This is a genomic window from Amphritea sp., from assembly GCF_048266285.1.
Lineage (GTDB): Bacteria > Pseudomonadota > Gammaproteobacteria > Pseudomonadales > Balneatricaceae > Amphritea.
Genome location: NZ_JBLWZV010000003.1, coordinates 194518 through 210087 on the forward strand (window position 1 = coordinate 194518; position 15570 = coordinate 210087).

General features: G+C 48.8%; 16 protein-coding genes. 9 read left to right on the plus strand and 7 right to left on the minus strand.

Annotation, left to right across the window (positions count from 1 at the left end):
• Positions 1–14: 14 nt before the first annotated feature.
• The 6 genes from prmB to phaR all read left to right on the plus strand — a co-directional run bounded on the left by prmB (position 15) and on the right by phaR (position 5331).
• Entirely contained in the window at positions 15–932 is a 918-nt protein-coding gene (gene prmB, locus ACN0T0_RS06235) for a 50S ribosomal protein L3 N(5)-glutamine methyltransferase (RefSeq protein WP_417224293.1), read from the plus strand.
• 52 nt (positions 933–984) lie between these two features.
• Positions 985–2073 (plus strand): chorismate synthase, encoded by a 1089-nt coding sequence (gene aroC, locus ACN0T0_RS06240; RefSeq protein WP_417224295.1) that lies wholly within the window; start codon positions 985–987, stop codon positions 2071–2073.
• A 123-nt stretch (positions 2074–2196) separates the two neighbouring features.
• Positions 2197–3048: a polyamine aminopropyltransferase gene (speE, locus tag ACN0T0_RS06245; RefSeq protein ID WP_417224296.1), complete on the plus strand. Its 852-nt coding sequence runs from the start codon at positions 2197–2199 to the stop codon at positions 3046–3048.
• Positions 3049–3209: 161 nt separating this feature from the next.
• A complete protein-coding gene (locus tag ACN0T0_RS06250) occupies positions 3210–4367 on the plus strand; it encodes an MFS transporter (protein ID WP_417224297.1) in 1158 nt (385 codons plus the stop codon).
• 146 nt (positions 4368–4513) lie between these two features.
• Positions 4514–4774, plus strand: a complete 261-nt coding sequence (locus ACN0T0_RS06255) for a DUF6489 family protein (protein WP_417224298.1) — start codon at positions 4514–4516, stop codon at positions 4772–4774.
• Positions 4775–4845: 71 nt separating this feature from the next.
• Positions 4846–5331: a polyhydroxyalkanoate synthesis repressor PhaR gene (gene phaR, locus ACN0T0_RS06260; RefSeq protein ID WP_417224299.1), complete on the plus strand. Its 486-nt coding sequence runs from the start codon at positions 4846–4848 to the stop codon at positions 5329–5331.
• Between the two features lie 233 nt (positions 5332–5564).
• On the opposite strand, the gene ACN0T0_RS06265 is transcribed toward phaR, so the two are convergent.
• The 7 genes from ACN0T0_RS06265 to ACN0T0_RS06295 form a co-directional block, all read right to left on the minus strand.
• Positions 5565–5915, minus strand: a complete 351-nt coding sequence (locus ACN0T0_RS06265) for a ribbon-helix-helix domain-containing protein (RefSeq protein WP_417224300.1) — start codon at positions 5913–5915, stop codon at positions 5565–5567.
• A 130-nt stretch (positions 5916–6045) separates the two neighbouring features.
• Positions 6046–6612 carry a DJ-1/PfpI family protein gene (locus ACN0T0_RS06270; RefSeq protein ID WP_417224301.1) on the minus strand — a complete coding sequence of 189 codons (567 nt, stop codon included), beginning with the start codon at positions 6610–6612 and terminating at the stop codon, positions 6046–6048.
• A 281-nt stretch (positions 6613–6893) separates the two neighbouring features.
• On the minus strand, positions 6894–7592 hold the full coding sequence (locus tag ACN0T0_RS06275) for an SHOCT domain-containing protein (protein ID WP_417224303.1): 699 nt from the start codon (positions 7590–7592) through the stop codon (positions 6894–6896).
• A 635-nt stretch (positions 7593–8227) separates the two neighbouring features.
• On the minus strand, positions 8228–9043 hold the full coding sequence (gene speD, locus ACN0T0_RS06280) for an adenosylmethionine decarboxylase (protein WP_417224305.1): 816 nt from the start codon (positions 9041–9043) through the stop codon (positions 8228–8230).
• Positions 9044–9167: 124 nt separating this feature from the next.
• On the minus strand, positions 9168–10241 hold the full coding sequence (gene phaC / locus ACN0T0_RS06285) for a class III poly(R)-hydroxyalkanoic acid synthase subunit PhaC (RefSeq protein WP_417224307.1): 1074 nt from the start codon (positions 10239–10241) through the stop codon (positions 9168–9170).
• On the minus strand, positions 10241–11155 hold the full coding sequence (locus ACN0T0_RS06290) for a poly(R)-hydroxyalkanoic acid synthase subunit PhaE (protein ID WP_417224309.1): 915 nt from the start codon (positions 11153–11155) through the stop codon (positions 10241–10243). Before ACN0T0_RS06290 ends, phaC begins: the two co-directional genes overlap by 1 nt.
• A 52-nt stretch (positions 11156–11207) precedes the next feature.
• On the minus strand, positions 11208–12089 hold the full coding sequence (locus ACN0T0_RS06295; RefSeq protein ID WP_417224310.1) for a LysR family transcriptional regulator: 882 nt from the start codon (positions 12087–12089) through the stop codon (positions 11208–11210).
• Positions 12090–12254: 165 nt separating this feature from the next.
• Between ACN0T0_RS06295 and leuC the strand changes: the two genes are divergently transcribed.
• From leuC to leuB, 3 genes are all read left to right on the plus strand, one after another.
• Entirely contained in the window at positions 12255–13670 is a 1416-nt protein-coding gene (gene leuC / locus ACN0T0_RS06300) for a 3-isopropylmalate dehydratase large subunit (protein WP_417224311.1), read from the plus strand.
• A gap of 20 nt (positions 13671–13690) precedes the next feature.
• Entirely contained in the window at positions 13691–14338 is a 648-nt protein-coding gene (gene leuD, locus ACN0T0_RS06305) for a 3-isopropylmalate dehydratase small subunit (protein ID WP_417224313.1), read from the plus strand.
• 66 nt (positions 14339–14404) lie between these two features.
• Positions 14405–15487, plus strand: a complete 1083-nt coding sequence (leuB, locus tag ACN0T0_RS06310) for a 3-isopropylmalate dehydrogenase (RefSeq protein ID WP_215950954.1) — start codon at positions 14405–14407, stop codon at positions 15485–15487.
• Positions 15488–15570 lie beyond the last annotated feature (83 nt).

Genomic DNA, 15570 nt, shown 5'->3' on the forward strand with positions numbered 1-15570 from the left:
TTATCCATCCAGATATGACCATCAATCAAGCACAGACCCTGAAAGAACTGCATACAATACGTGATTTTGTCCGTTTTAGCATGAGTCGTTTCTATGAATATGACCTCTATTATGGACATGGCACCGATAATCCTTGGGATGAGGCGGTGCAATTGGTGTTGGGCGCACTGCATCTGCCGTGGAACAGTAACCCACAGCTATTAGATGCTCGTCTGATCGACGACGAGAAACGGCGTGTACTCGATTTTCTCGATCAGCGGGTGATTCAGCGGCGGCCTTTGCCTTATATTATTGGTGAAGCTTGGTATGCCGGTATGCCTTTTTATGTCGATGAGCGGGTGTTGATTCCACGCTCACCGATTCAAGAGTTGATTGAACAGCAGTTTAGCCCTTGGCTTCGGGAAGGCCCGGTAGAACGGATTTTGGATCTCTGCACCGGCAGCGGCTGCATCGGTATTGTTTGCGCTTATGCCTTTGAAGAGGCGGAGGTGGATCTAGCGGATATCTCCGCAGATGCGCTGGAGGTTGCGCGACGTAATATTCAGCGCCATGAATTGGATGAGCGGGTCACGGCGATCGAAAGTGATCTATTCAGCGCTTTGACCGGCCGCACTTACGATCTGATTGTCAGTAATCCACCGTATGTAGACCGAGATGATCTGGCGGGGATGCCACAAGAGTATCAACATGAGCCTGACTTAGCGCTGGGCTCCGGCCCGGATGGCTTAGATATTACCAAGCAGATTTTACGTCAGGCGGCGCAGTTTTTAACTGAAGATGGCCTGCTCGTGATTGAAGTGGGTAACAGCGAAGTACATCTGCAGCAGCAATACCCCGAGATCCCCTTTACCTGGTTGGAGCTCGAACAGGGGGGCAATGGGGTATTCCTGTTGACGGCGGCAGAGGTTAGACAGTATTGCAGCGCAGTCTGAATGACTAGGGTATAATCGGCTAAATTTTTTGCTTTAAAATCGGGAACAGACGATGTCAGGAAACACCTACGGTAAGCTATTTACCGTCACTACTTTCGGCGAAAGCCATGGCCCAGCACTGGGCTGTATCATTGACGGTTGTCCTCCGGGAATCGAACTGACCGAAGCGGATCTGCAGCGGGATCTTGATCGTCGTAAACCGGGTACCTCACGACACACTACTCAGCGTCGTGAAGCGGACGAAGTGAAAATTCTCTCCGGCGTCTTCGAGGGCAAAACCACCGGCACACCGATCGGACTGATGATTGAGAATACCGATCAGCGTTCGAAAGATTATTCCAATATTGAAGAAACCTTTCGTCCGGCCCATGCGGATTATGTGTATACCCATAAATATGGTTTTCGTGATTACCGTGGTGGTGGCCGTTCTTCGGCCCGTGAAACCGCGATGCGCGTCGCAGCCGGGGCCGTGGCGAAGAAGTTTTTAGCGCAAAAAGGCGTGACGGTAAGAGGTTATCTGTCTCAACTTGGACCGATTAAGATCGCTGGTTTCGATTGGGATCAAGTGGAGCAGAATCCGTTTTTCTGTCCCGATGTCGATAAAGTCGCTGAGATGGAAGCGTATATGGATGCCCTGCGTAAAGAGGGCAACTCTGTTGGGGCGAAAATCTCTGTATCCGCGAGTGGGGTGCCGGTCGGGTTGGGTGAACCTATCTTTGATCGCCTCGATGCTGAGTTGGCCCATGCGCTGATGAGCATTAATGCAGTGAAAGGGGTCGAGATCGGCGATGGTTTTGCCTGTATCGAGCAGAAGGGCACCGAGCACCGGGATGAGATGACCCCACAAGGTTTCCTCTCTAACCATGCCGGTGGCATTCTCGGTGGTATTTCAACCGGTCAGGAAATTACCGCGCATATCGCTCTAAAACCGACCTCCAGTCTGCGTCTACCCGGCCAGAGCATTAATAGCCGAGGCGAGTCGATCGAGGTGGTCACTAAGGGGCGTCATGATCCCTGTGTCGGCATTCGTGCCACGCCGATTGCTGAGGCGATGGTGGCGATTGTACTGATGGATCACCTGCTACGTCACCGGGCACAAAATGCTGATGTGGTCTGTGATACGCCGGTATTAAACGGTTAATATACCGTTTTATAATGTATAACTCCTTGTTGCTGGCAACGGTCGACGGCAAGGTTTATCTGTTCAGTTACTGACTATTTATTTAACGATGGCGAAACGTTCGTCTTTAGTGGTGGATTCACGATGACAGTCTACAAAGAGACTCTTTACGATGGTTACGGTCAAGCATTTGATGTGCAAGAGGTGCTGTTTGAACAACAGACAGATTCTTGGCATCTGATTATTTTCCGCAATCCTCAATTTGGTACTGTGATGGCGCTCGACGGCATTATTCAGACCACTGAGAAAGATGAGTTTATCTACCACGAGATGCTTACCCATGTACCGCTGATGGCCCATGGCAACGCTAAAAAAGTGCTGATCATCGGTGGTGGTGATGGCGGTATGCTGCGTGAAGTATTGAAGCACGAATCGGTTGATAGCGTCACTCAGGTTGAGATCGATCAAGCGGTTATCGATATGTGTGTTGAATATCTGCCAAACCATTCTCAGGGCGCTTACGATAATCCACGGGCTAACGTTGTGATCGGTGATGGTATCGATTATGTCTGCCAGACTGATGAAAAGTACGACGTAATTATCTCTGATTGCACCGACCCTGTCGGTCCCGGTGAAGTGCTGTTTAGCAGCCGCTTCTATGAAGGCTGTAAGCGTTGTTTGAATGACGGCGGTATCTTTGTCGCCCAGAACGGTGTGGTCTATATGCAGCCAGAAGAGGTTGTGACGACCCGTCAGCGTCTGAGCCCTTACTTTAAAGATCAGACCTTCTATACCGCCGCGGTACCAACTTATATCGGTGGTGCTATGACCTTTGCGTGGGGCTGTGATGATGCCGCAACTCGATTACAAAGTGTCGAGCAGATCGCTGAGCGCTTTAAGGCGAGTGGTATTAAGACCCGTTACTACAACCCGCAAATCCATACTGGTAGCTTCGCCTTACCGCAGTATATCCTTGAGAAACTGGGCGACGCCTAATTCCACTCGGGTATGGACCTGAGCGCAGCGACGGTTGGCTGCTGCGTTTTTGATAATCCATCGGTTGCATAAACCGGTGGATTTTTGTTTCTGCTATGCTCAATGCTCGTTGCGTCTATCGTGGGTCGATATTGTCAGACAGGAGGCGTATTGAAACAGCCATGAAGCTAACTACCTATAGCCGTTTATCGGGATTCTATTTTTTCTATTTCTCGTTGCTCGGTGCGCTGGTTCCTTACTGGAGCCTCTATCTACAATCGTTTGAATTCGATGCGCAAACCATCGGCGGCTTGATGGCAATTCTGATGGCCTCGCGCATAGTAGCGCCCAATATCTGGGGGTGGCTGGCGGATCATACCGGTCAGCGGCTGCGAATTGTTCGCTACGGAGCCTTCTTCACCTGTTTGGTGTTTGTTCTTATTTTCTGGCAAGACAGCGTGCTAGGGATCGCCTTAGTGATGGCGGGCTTTAGTTTTTTCTGGAATGCCGTGCTGCCGCAATTTGAAGTGTTAACCCTGACGCATTTAAAGGGCCGGGAAGCTTTGTATAGTCGTATCCGGCTATGGGGTTCGGTGGGCTTTATTGTCGCGGTGATGGGGATCGGTTGGGTATTGGATCTAGTGAGTATTCGCTGGTTGCCCTGGATGATGCTGGGCTTGATGGTGTTGATCTGGCTAGCGTCTCTCTGTGTGGCCGGTGAAGCTCAGCCGCGTAATAGCGATGAGAGTGGTTTTTTGCAGCAGTTGCTGCGGCCTCAGGTGCTGGTGTTTTTCTTGATCTGCATGCTGATTCAGTTTAGTCACGGGCCTTACTATACGTTTTATTCGGTGTTGATGGACGGACTAGGTTATAGCCGCACTGAGATTGGCATGCTTTGGTCGGTGGGCGTTGTTGCTGAAGTGATTATCTTTATTCTGATGCCTAAGCTTATTGGTGGTTTAGGGTTGCGGGCATTGATGATGATCAGTCTGCTGCTGAGTGTGCTGCGCTGGTTGCTGATCGGCTTGATGCCCGACAACCTAACGCTCATGCTGTTTGCCCAAACGCTGCATGCGGTGAGTTTCGGTGTTTTACACGCGGTGGGTATCGCTTTGGTGCACCACTATTTTTCACCGTCAAATCACGGTCAGGGGCAGGCGATGTTCAGTAGTCTAGGCTTTGGTGTGGGTGGTGCGCTGGGGGCATTGTGCAGTGGTTTAATGTGGGAGTCATTGGGTGCAGCTGCAACATTTAGTGTGGCGGCACTGGCGGTGCTGATCGCCTTTTTGTGCGCAACTCTATGGATAAAACCGGAAAATTGTGCAGTTACGAATCGGTAAATTTGTTTTGCACTGCAGTTGGTATAGTATTAGATTAATACTAGCTAAGTAATTGAATCACCGTTGTTCCGTTTTACGCAGGTGTAATTCTGACTGACGCTGATTATCCGGAAGGATAAGCTGATCCGGATGAGGATAGGTTTCTGATGAATTTTAAAGTAGATGTGGAAATGACACCGGAAGAGCTGCGTAAGGTCTTAGGCTTGCCGGATGTAGAATCATTTCAAAAAGAGATGATGAGTAAGATTCAGGAACGTATGGATGCGGGGGTCGATGGTTATGATCCATTGACATTGTTTCAGCCCTATATGGCAAGCGGGCTTGGTTCAATGGATGCCATACAGAAGATGCTGATGAATATGATGACCTCCTATACCGGCAGTCATAAAAATTCAGATAAAAAATAGATAGCTTGTCTGCCGTCACTGGCAACGGGCGATATTTAACCAAGTAACGGAACAGGTAGAGAGACACTATTTTGAGAATTCTCAGAAAATACACCAACCGCCGTCTGTACGACACCTCTCGCAGCTGCTACATCACGCTGGAAGATGTTAAGCAGTTGGTGCTGAGCCAAGAGAGCTTTCAGGTTCAAGATTCTAAAACCGGCGCAGACCTTACCCGCAATATTCTGTTGCAGATTATCAGTGAGCAGGAAGCGCTTGGTCATGGCACGCTGCTGACTAACCAAGTGCTGCAGCAATTGATCCGTTTTTACGGCGATAGTATGCAGGGCATGATGAGTCAGTATCTCGAGCAGAGCATCGCCACCTTTATCGATCAGCAGGAACGCATCCGTGAACAGATGCAAAATATGATCGGCGCGGCTAACCCACTAAATATGATGAATAAAATTGCCGATCAGAATATGGCGATGTGGAATATCTTCACCCCTCCCGGTGGCGAAGAGCATACTGACAAGCAGGCCAGCAATGATGCTGAGAATGCTAAAGAAGATAAATAAGGCGTTTTAACACGCTAGCATTACCCTAGGTTTCCAACAAAAACCCGCTTTAGATTCCCGAAAATCTTAGCGGGTTTTTTCTTTTTAGCGGCAGGGTTAAGTGAGTGTCTGAGTTTGTTGAGTGCTAGTGATGAGCAGGCTGTACTTGCAATGAGCAAGGCTTGACTGGATATTGGTATTGGATGGTGTCTGTCCCTGTTGAGCTGCCCCAGTTGAACTCTGTTGGGCGCGCTTCAATGTCGCTTCTGAATTTCACTACATAAAATCGCATCAGCATCCAAGCTGCTGATTGCAATCTCTGTGTTGGTCGGGATATCGCCGGCTAATTGTAGCGCGAGGTAACGCATACAGCAGACCCGTAAAAACGATGTGAAGTTGCCGAGATCGTGTCCAGCATCAATCGATTCGTGATAGAGGCGGGTTAGCATCTGCGGGATATTCAGTTGATCACGCTGTGCGATAGTTTCGAGGGTGCTCCAAAAATAGTTTTCTAGGCGCACGCTGGTCACCATGCCATCGATCCGCAGTGAACGGGTGCTGCTTTTCCATAGGTCGGAATCGGCATTGATAAACAGTTTGCACATAGCTGCTTCCTCTTTCGGTTTGACGCGACTAAGACTCTGTTGCTAATACGATATTGGTCGTTGAGTAATCAGTATGCCGTAAAACGGCGGCCTTTGCAGGTCGCCGTTTTACGATCGGGCTGGGACGGGGCTATTTTAGTAGGGCCATAAACTGAGCCAACCAAGCCGGGTGAGCTGGCCAAGCAGGAGCGGTGACTAGGTTGCCGTCGGTGATCGCGGCATCAATAGCGATCTCGGCGAAGAAACCACCCGACTGATTGATTTCAGGCATGCAGGCAGGGTAGGCGGAACATTTACGATCCTGCAAGACACCCGCGGCGGCGAGCAGTTGTGCTCCGTGACAGACGGCCGCAACCGGTTTGTTGGTGGTGAAAAAGTGACGCACCATCTCTAATACATCGGTGTTCAGGCGTAGATATTCCGGTGCGCGACCACCGGGAATGACCAGGGCATCGTAATCGGCAGGGTTGATATCCGCAAAGGTCGCATTGAGGGCGAAGTTATGGCCGCGCTTCTCGGTATAGGTCTGATCGCCTTCAAAATCGTGTATGGCAGTGGCAACGGTGTCGCCGGCAACCTTATCGGGGCAAACCGCATCGACGCTGTGACCGACGGCTAAGAGCGTCTGGAAAGGCACCATGGTTTCATAATCTTCTGTGAAATCACCGGTAATCATCAGTATTTTTTTGTTGCTCATAACAAACTCCTTGGTCGTGCTAATTGTTTTTGTTTGTCAACAAGGTAGCAGCTTAGAAGGAGGTAGGGGTATTAGCTGAATACTACAGACACGTTGATGAGCTATTTGCGTGTTCGGGGTGAGGCGGGGACATCTTGATGATAGCTAGTTATCGTCGGATAGTGAGGGGCGCGCTAATCACACGTATGCTGGTTTTTACTTAAATTCTTACATCACATATTATGTGTGAGTTCAAAGGAGTGACGTTGTTCACTCCTTTGGTTAAAAGCACTAATACTCTGTTATAAATTACAAAGCGCAATAGTATTATCGCCGCTGAATGGGGAGTATATTTTTAGCTTCCAGCCCGGTTGAAAGTTATATCCATTTTTTTTCATGGTATCTGACATCATGATGCAGAGTTTTGCCGCAGTAGACGAGCTAACATTCATCCTCGCTTCAACGGAAAAGGTGAGGACGGAGAATTCACATTCTGCTGTTGAAAGTCCTGATTCTTCGATTGCATGGCATAGTTTATATGCGCTTTCAACGGAGCCGTTTTTTTTTGTGTCGTTAGTGGTGGTATTGGAGGAACACTTGACAATAAAAAATAAGACAGCAGCCGCTGCAAATAATTTAAGGATAAGTATCATAAGTCGAGCAATGCTAATACCTTGCCCATCTGTATAAATTGAAAGACCTGCTTCGGTTTTTCCTATTCCCGTTCCGTGTTTTGAAGTTTCATGGAAAATTGATTTTTTTGCTTTGCGTTTAGATAATCCTTTTTTAGTAGTTATTTGGTTTTTTTTCTCAGGCTTGGCTGTAAGAGATGATGAATTATCGGTTTCAAGCTCAGCTAAAGTAAATTCTTCATTTAAATCTAAAGGCTCTATGGGAGCAGATCCAAGTAAGATTTTTTTCTGCTCCTCAAACTCATCATCGGTAATGTGCCCTTTTTCTTTTAATTCAGCTAAAGTCGCCAGCTCATCAATTTTAGACATATACCGATATTCCTTCCTTAGACTAGATTTTACTATTGAGCCTGATTCAATGAATGGGCTGCTTCCTGATTGTTCTATGAATCATACCAATAACTGAAAACTCAACCAAGGAAGTTATTTTAGAATTGTACTTAAGGTTAAAGGCGGCAAATTGTTTATATCATTTTTAGATTATAACTTGAAATCAATGAGTGTATTTGTAAACAGAATATGCAGGTTCATTTATGTCGGTTCTTTATTTGAGGCTGGTTTTTACATCGGCTTTACATTACCTATGGATTGTGTGCATGTAGGAATGGTGCTGTTTTCAGTTTCCCCGGCATCTTACTAATGGGGTCTGTAGAGCACTGATAAGTACTTACTCGCAGGTTTCCTTCCTTGCCTAAAAAGGTAAACGTTCCTCAGTGCTTGAAAAATGTATGCTATGTTCAGGGAGTATTAATAACACGAGGATTTAAGAAGCCTCAAAGCCATTGGCGAAGGTTAGCAATATACGGAAAGGGCTATTTGTGAAGGACTGAACAAAGGAAAGAGGGGGGAGGCGTAAGTAAATAGAAAGCTTAGGTGGTGCGCGGGGATTTAGCCCCTAAGCAGGGGCGAGTTATGTTTTTTAAATTGGGCGACGATCTTCTAACTCACTTACCTTTCATGTCCGGCATGTTGCGGCCATAAAAGATCTCTGACATCTCTTTGTAGAGGCGTTCGGTGATATCTTCAATCTCTTGTTCGTTGAGGTCGGCGGTGGTGGTGCCGAACAGGTAGGTGTTGAGGTCAACATCGTTAAGCATCATCTTGGTGTGGAAGATGTTCTCTTGATAGACGTTCACATCGACCATCTGATACTGCTCTCGAATATCGGGGGTGATAAAGTTTTGAATCGAGTTGATATCGTGATCGATGTAATATTTAACACCATTCACATCACGGGTGAAGCCGCGCACGCGATAGTCGATGGTGACGATATCGGAATCCAACTTATGGATCAGATAGTTCAGCGCTTTGAGTGGTGAGATAATACCGCAGGTCGATACTTCAATATCGGCGCGGAAGGTGCAGATGCCATCGTCCGGATGCGCTTCAGGATAGGTGTGTACGCAGATGTGGCTTTTATCTAAGTGGGCAACCACTGAGTCGGGTAATGGGCCCGGTTTCTCGGTGGTGTCGACGTTGTCAGAATCTTTAATCGGCTCTTCAGCAACCAGAATCGTAACACTGGCACCCTGTGGCTCATAATCTTGACGAGCAACGTTGAGTACGGTTGCACCAATAATATCGCAGGCCTCGGTCAGGATCTCTGTCAGGCGGTCTGCGTTGTACTGCTCATCGATGTACTCGATGTATTCAGCCTTCTGTTTCGGTGTCTGTGCATAGCAGACATCGTAGATACAGAAACCTAGGCTTTTGGTGAGGTTGTTAAACCCCTGCAGTTTGATTTTCCCATTAGATGGCAACTTCGTAAACTCCGGCTAAAAAACCTAACGGTTTTTTGTTAACGACAAAAAGAAAGGCCGAATTTTAGATGAGAAACCCAGCGGAAAAAAGATAATTTTTAATTATCGGCGCTTTATTCTGTGGTTATTCGTGCTGTTTTAACCAGTCGGCAATGGCGGGGGCGACCTCGGTTTGTGACTTTCCTGAGACGAATACACCAATATGGCCGGAGGCAACTTCGTATTCACTATAGTCCTTGCTGTCCGTGAGGCCTTTAAGGGCGCGGGATGCAGAGGGAGGAACGAGATGGTCGGCACTGCCGAAGACATTCAATATGGGCTGATGGATCTGCTGCAGATCGACCGGCGTGTCGGCTACCGTAGCACTGTGATTGATAAAGCCATTGTGCTTAAAAAAGGTGGTGAGAAACTGGCGGAACATCTCGCCAGCTTGATCTGGGCTGTCATAGATCCATTTTTCCATGCGCAAAAAGTTCAACGCGGAGGTTGGGGTCTTTAGTTGGCGGGGAATATTGAGGTTCTTTTGTAGCCCTAAGCGCATCGGCATGAGCGCATTATAGGCATCGTTGAGCATTGCGCCGGGGATATTGCCGTAGGTTTCGACCGCCAGATCGATATCAATCTGCTGGGCGAGATGGCTAAGCATATTGTCCGGGGTTTTGAAGTCCACGGGGGTCACCATGGTAATCAGATTTTTAACCTTAGTGGGGTGCAGAGCGGTATAGCATAAACTGAGAGTGCCGCCTTGGCAGATGCCCAACAGGTTAAGTTGCGCTTGGCCAGAATCTTTTAGCACCTGATCGACACAGTTGGCGATATAACCGTTGATATAATCATCCATATCGAGATAACGATCGGCGGCATCGGGATAACCCCAGTCGATTAGATAGATATCTAGCCCTAGCTCTAGTAACCGTTTGACAAAAGAGCGTTGCTGATCGAGATCGACCATATAGGGACGGTTAACCAGTGCATAGCAGATGAGCAGGGGTGTTTTGCAACGTTTTCGCCCTGGGGTTTTATCACTTTGATAGCGCAGTAGCTGCAGCTTGTCTTCACGATAAATCACCTCTTTAGGGGTTTGGCCAACGCATATTTCATCCAGTTGTTGCAGGGTCGTAAAGCTCTGTAGCAGCTGTTGGCTAAACTGGTTGAGTTCGGCGGCGACTTTTTCCGGGTTGAATTTAAAGCCGCTCATCAGGCTTTGCCTCGCTGCCGGGATTGAGTTGCTTGTGGCGCTAGGCTGTTTATCAGCGCCCGTAGCTCGTCAATCTCTTGCTGCTGACGGCGCACCTGTTTACGCAGCTGATGTTGTTGGTGAATGGCGCTGTCGAGTTCGGCGCGGGTCACAAGGCCAAGCTCTTTAAATTTGTTATCCCGGCTGTCGAACGCTAGTTTACGTACACGATTGAGACTGTTGCTGATACGGCCGTGGGCGGCTTGGTATTGTTCGGTGAAGACGGTATCGCGATAGGCTTTTTCGTAACACTCGATCCAGAGGTTTTGCAGTGCATTTAGACTATCGATATCGCTGGTTGATTGATCCAACAGCTGTTTCAGGTCTTCACCGGTTTGTTCAAAGATATGTTCGTATTGCTGCAGATACTCTTGCAGTGAATCTTGATAATCGAGCATCGCCTGAGCCAAGGATCTTAGTTGTGCGGGGCTATAGGGACCGTTGCCAATCTCCGGCGCTTTAGCGAGTTGTTCTATTAGCTCACGCAGGGGGGCTTGGGATAGGGACTCACTGTTAAGCACGGCATCTTTCATCAGGGCAGTAAAAGGCTCTGGGATATGCCACTGCCGGCTGAGCAGATCATTACACTGGTGCTGCATATAGGTTTGCAATTGATCGACGAGTTGTGCATGGCTGATATCATCGCTGGCTTTTTGTAGCAGCGACTCAGCAAAGTGGTTGAACTGTTCCGACTGATGCTTAACCAGATTCAGGAGGTTGGCCTGCTGATCTCGAAAGTCGGTGCTGGGGCCTGCCTGAAGGCTATCGAGGAACGTCTGCCACTGCTCCGATTTGAGTGGTAGCTGTTGCGCTATCTCTTGCCAGCGTTGCAGTTGTTCCTGTAACCAGCTATCACTGCCTGAGCTTTCGGTCATTATCGGTTCCTAAACAATGTCGGTATGAACATATTAATGAAGCGGGTGCGGATTATGAACCCTTTTCTGCTGCTTGTTCTAAAAGCTGAATAAAGTGACAGGCAGCATTACTCAAGGTGCGCTCTTTATGAGTGATGTATCCCAACTCGCGGGTGACCGCTGGTGCATCTACTTTTAGCACGGTTAAACTGTTTTCGGTCATGGTTTCAGGCAGTAGAGACCAGCCCAGTCCTATTTCGACCATCATGCGTATGGTGTCGAGATAGTTGGTGGACATGGCAATGTCTGGCTGCAGTGCCAGCTGTGAAAACTGCTGTTCCGCCAGTTGCCGGGTAAAGGTGGCGTGGCCAGATAGAATAGCAGGGTAGCGGCAAAGTTGTTCTAGCGTGACCTGCTCTAATGAGGCTAGTGGATGATCAGGGGCAACAACATAGTTCAGCTTGTCGCGCCAGATTGTCTGGCAATGAATGTTTGGATCGGGACTCGGGGCGAGGGTGATTAGGGCGATCTCCAAATTACCCTTAACCACATTGTCGTAGGCGATCTCCGATTCATCGAAGCGCAGATCGAGCTTTACCTCAGGAAACTCAGAACTGTATTGGCGTAATACAGGAGGCAGGCGGTGCAAACTAATATGGTGGCTGGCGGCGACGGATAGTGTGCCACTAACATCACCGCTGAGGTTGCTCAGCGAGCGGCGGGCATCTTCTAATTCGAGTAATATTCGACGGGCTCTGGGTAGCAGTTCGCGGCCTGCTTCGGTCAGACTAACCGTGCGGCCAATGCGATCAAATAAGCGATTGTTGAGCTGCTGTTCGAGTATTAGAATGCGTTTACTCATCGCCGATTGGGTCAGAAAAAGCTGTTCCGCCGCTCGGGAAAAAGAGCCGCTTTCAGCAACGGCGACAAAGGCTTGTAATGAGTTGGTATCCATATACACCTGCCTTGAATGATTGCTATCAGTCTATTCATTCCTCTTTGGAATGCAAACTATAAAAATAATGAATTTGTTTTCTGACAAATGGTGGATTAGGATGGCAGCCTATAAAAAGCCGGTAACGAACAAGCCGGTTAACAAGACGCAGTGAGGTGACCTTCAATGGCTGGAAAAACGTTATACGACAAATTGTTTGATTCGCATTTAGTGCGAACCAATGAAGATGGTAGTTCTCTGATCTATATCGATCGCCAGGTCCTGCATGAAGTGACTTCACCTCAGGCGTTTGAAGGATTGCGCTTGGCGGGTCGAAAGCCATGGCGAGTGGATGCCAATATCGCAACACCGGATCATAACGTGCCAACCACTGAGCGGTCTGGCGGCGTTGATTTGATTGTTGATCCGGTATCAAAAATTCAGGTTAAAACCCTCGATGCCAACTGTGATGAGTTCGGCATCCTTGAATTCAAGATGAATGATCATCGCCAAGGTATCGTCCACGTGATGGCGCCGGAGCAAGGGGCTATCCTGCCGGGCAGTACCGCGGTCTGTGGAGATTCTCATACCGCTACACTGGGTGCCTTGGGTGCTTTGGCGCACGGTATCGGTACCTCTGAAGTAGAGCATGTATTAGCGACCCAGTGTTTGATTACTAAAAAAATGCAGAACATGTTGATCCGCGTTGATGGCGAGCTGGGCCTCGGTGTGACCGCTAAAGATGTTGTGCTGCATATTATTGGCGTGATCGGTACCGCGGGTGGTACGGGTTATGCGATTGAGTTTGGTGGCGATGTATTCCGCGCGATGTCGATGGAAGGGCGTATGACCGTCTGCAACATGGCAATTGAAGCGGGTGCGCGAGTGGGTTTGGTTGCGGTGGATCAGATCACTATCGATTATTTTGAGGGTCGTCCCTTTGCGCCGAAGGGCGAGCAGTGGGATGCGGCCGTTGCCGAGTGGCGTGGTCTGGTGTCTGATTCCGATGCCGAGTTTGATGCGGTGGTTGAGATCAATGCCGCCGATATCGAGCCGCAGGTAACCTGGGGAACCTCACCGGAAATGGTGGTGGGTATCTCCGGTCAGGTGCCAAACCCTGATGCCGAGAAAGATGCGGTGAAAGTGGATGGTATCAATCGTGCGCTGAAATATATGGGACTTAAGGCCGATCAAAAAATTACTGATATTCAGCTCGACCGGGTGTTTATCGGTTCCTGCACCAATTCCCGCATTGAAGATCTACGGGATGCTGCAAAAGTGGTTAAAGGCCGCAAAGTGGCGGCTAACATTATTCAGGCGCTGGTGGTGCCGGGTTCTGGTTTGGTGAAAACGCAGGCAGAGCAAGAAGGGCTGGATAAAATCTTTATCGAAGCGGGACTTGAATGGCGCGAGCCTGGCTGTTCTATGTGTCTGGCGATGAACCCGGATAAATTAGGTAATGGTGAGCATTGTGCATCCACGTCTAACCGTAACTTTGAAGGGCGTCAGGGGTTCGGTGGACGGACTCATTTGGTCAGCCCTGCCATGGCGGGTGCTGCAGCAGTAACCGGACACTTCATTGATGTCCGTGAGTTGATTTAATAAGGTATCGGGAGAGCGAGATGAATAAGTTTACATTGCACACAGGTATCGCTGCACCGCTGGATCGGGCCAATGTCGATACCGATATGATTATTCCTAAACAGTTTTTGAAATCGATCAAGCGTTCCGGTTTCGGTAAAAACTTGTTTGATGAGCTGCGTTATCTGGACGAAGGTCAGCCGGATCAGTCCTGCGAAGGGCGTCCGCTGAATACCGAGTTTGTCCTGAATCAGCCCCGTTATCAGGGGGCTAGTGTTCTATTAGCACGGGAAAACTTCGGTTGCGGTTCGAGTCGTGAGCACGCCCCTTGGGCGCTGGATGATTACGGTTTTCGCTGTGTGATCGCCCCAAGCTTTGCTGAGATTTTCTACAATAACTGCTTTAAAAACGGTTTATTGCCGATTGTATTGCGGGATGAACAACTCGATCAGCTGTTCAAAGAAACGGCTGAAACCGAAGGCTATCAGCTCAGTATCGATCTGGAACGCCAATTGGTGATTACACCCTCCGGTGAAGAGATGACCTTTAGTATCGATGGCTTCCGTAAGCACTGCTTGCTGAATGGCTTGGATGATATTGGTATCACCTTGCAGAATGAAGCGGATATTCGAGCCTATGAAACGCGCCGTCGTGAACAGGCGCCCTGGCTGTTTGATGCCATCAAGTAAGCGTATTTAATATATTGACGATCTGGCTGCTGCTGATTGGCAGCCTGGATGAAAGGAAAGTAGATAATGTCTAGAAATGTACTGATTTTGCCGGGTGACGGTATTGGCCCTGAGATTGTCGGTCAGGCGCGCCGTGTTTTGGCGTTGGTTAATGAACAAGATAATCTGGATCTGGAGCTGACCGAAGCACTGGTTGGCGGGTCCGCGATTGATGCCGACGGTGTGCCTCTGCCAGAAGCAACCTTAGAAGCGGCTCGTGCGGCCGATGCGATTCTGCTGGGTGCCGTCGGTGGTCCTAAGTGGGACACGAATCCTGATTTTCAGATTCGCCCGGAGAAGGGCTTGCTGGGTATACGTTCAAACTTAGGTTTGTTCGGTAACTTGCGTCCCGCGATTCTCTATCCACAATTGGCACATGCGTCCACGCTGAAGCCTGAAGTGGTCTCTGGCTTGGATATTCTGATTGTGCGTGAACTCACAGGCGGTATCTACTTCGGTCAGCCTCGCGGCGTGCGTGTCAAAGAAGATGGCGTTCGCGAAGGTTATAACACCTATGTTTATGATGAGAATGAAATTCGCCGTATTGGCCGGGTTGCCTTTGAAGCAGCACGGGCGCGCGATAAGCGTCTCTGCTCCGTCGATAAAGCGAACGTACTGGAAGTCACCGTGCTGTGGCGTGAAATCATGGAAGAACTCGCCAAAGAGTATCCGGATGTCGAGCTGAGCCATATGTATGTTGATAACGCGGCGATGCAGCTAGTGCGTGCACCGAAGCAGTTTGATGTGATGGTCACCGGTAATATGTTCGGTGACATTCTTTCTGATGCGGCGGCGATGCTCACTGGTTCTATCGGTATGTTGCCATCGGCATCTTTGGATGTGAATGGCAAAGGTATGTATGAACCGTGCCACGGTTCTGCGCCAGATATTGCCGGTCAGAATATGGCTAACCCATTGGCGACTATTCTGTCTGTTGCGATGATGCTGCGCTATTCATTGGCAGCCGGTGAAACCGCCGACCGTATAGAAGCCGCTGTGAGCCAAGTGCTGGATCAGAATTTACGGACGGGTGATATCTGGTCAGAAGGTATGCAGAAAGTATCGACCTCTGAAATGGGCGATGCGGTAATCGCTGCTCTGCAGGCGTAATGCTGGTTTTATGGCTTTGATTGGTTATAAAGTACCCAGATTCAGATAGTCTATGTAGCTAAATTGTTGCATAATTGATGGGC

Bases quoted from the DNA above. Each gene is read 5' to 3' on its own strand.
- prmB (WP_417224293.1), top strand. From the start codon at position 15: ATGACCATCAATCAAGCACAGACCCTGAAAGAACTGCATACAATACGT.
- aroC (WP_417224295.1), top strand. From the start codon at position 985: ATGTCAGGAAACACCTACGGTAAGCTATTTACCGTCACTACTTTCGGC.
- speE (WP_417224296.1), top strand. From the start codon at position 2,197: ATGACAGTCTACAAAGAGACTCTTTACGATGGTTACGGTCAAGCATTT.
- ACN0T0_RS06250 (WP_417224297.1), top strand. From the start codon at position 3,210: ATGAAGCTAACTACCTATAGCCGTTTATCGGGATTCTATTTTTTCTAT.
- ACN0T0_RS06255 (WP_417224298.1), top strand. From the start codon at position 4,514: ATGAATTTTAAAGTAGATGTGGAAATGACACCGGAAGAGCTGCGTAAG.
- ACN0T0_RS06265 (WP_417224300.1), bottom strand. From the start codon at position 5,915: ATGTGCAAACTGTTTATCAATGCCGATTCCGACCTATGGAAAAGCAGC.
- ACN0T0_RS06270 (WP_417224301.1), bottom strand. From the start codon at position 6,612: ATGAGCAACAAAAAAATACTGATGATTACCGGTGATTTCACAGAAGAT.
- ACN0T0_RS06275 (WP_417224303.1), bottom strand. From the start codon at position 7,592: ATGTCTAAAATTGATGAGCTGGCGACTTTAGCTGAATTAAAAGAAAAA.
- phaC (WP_417224307.1), bottom strand. From the start codon at position 10,241: ATGAGCGGCTTTAAATTCAACCCGGAAAAAGTCGCCGCCGAACTCAAC.
- ACN0T0_RS06290 (WP_417224309.1), bottom strand. From the start codon at position 11,155: ATGACCGAAAGCTCAGGCAGTGATAGCTGGTTACAGGAACAACTGCAA.
- ACN0T0_RS06295 (WP_417224310.1), bottom strand. From the start codon at position 12,089: ATGGATACCAACTCATTACAAGCCTTTGTCGCCGTTGCTGAAAGCGGC.
- leuC (WP_417224311.1), top strand. From the start codon at position 12,255: ATGGCTGGAAAAACGTTATACGACAAATTGTTTGATTCGCATTTAGTG.
- leuD (WP_417224313.1), top strand. From the start codon at position 13,691: ATGAATAAGTTTACATTGCACACAGGTATCGCTGCACCGCTGGATCGG.
- leuB (WP_215950954.1), top strand. From the start codon at position 14,405: ATGTCTAGAAATGTACTGATTTTGCCGGGTGACGGTATTGGCCCTGAG.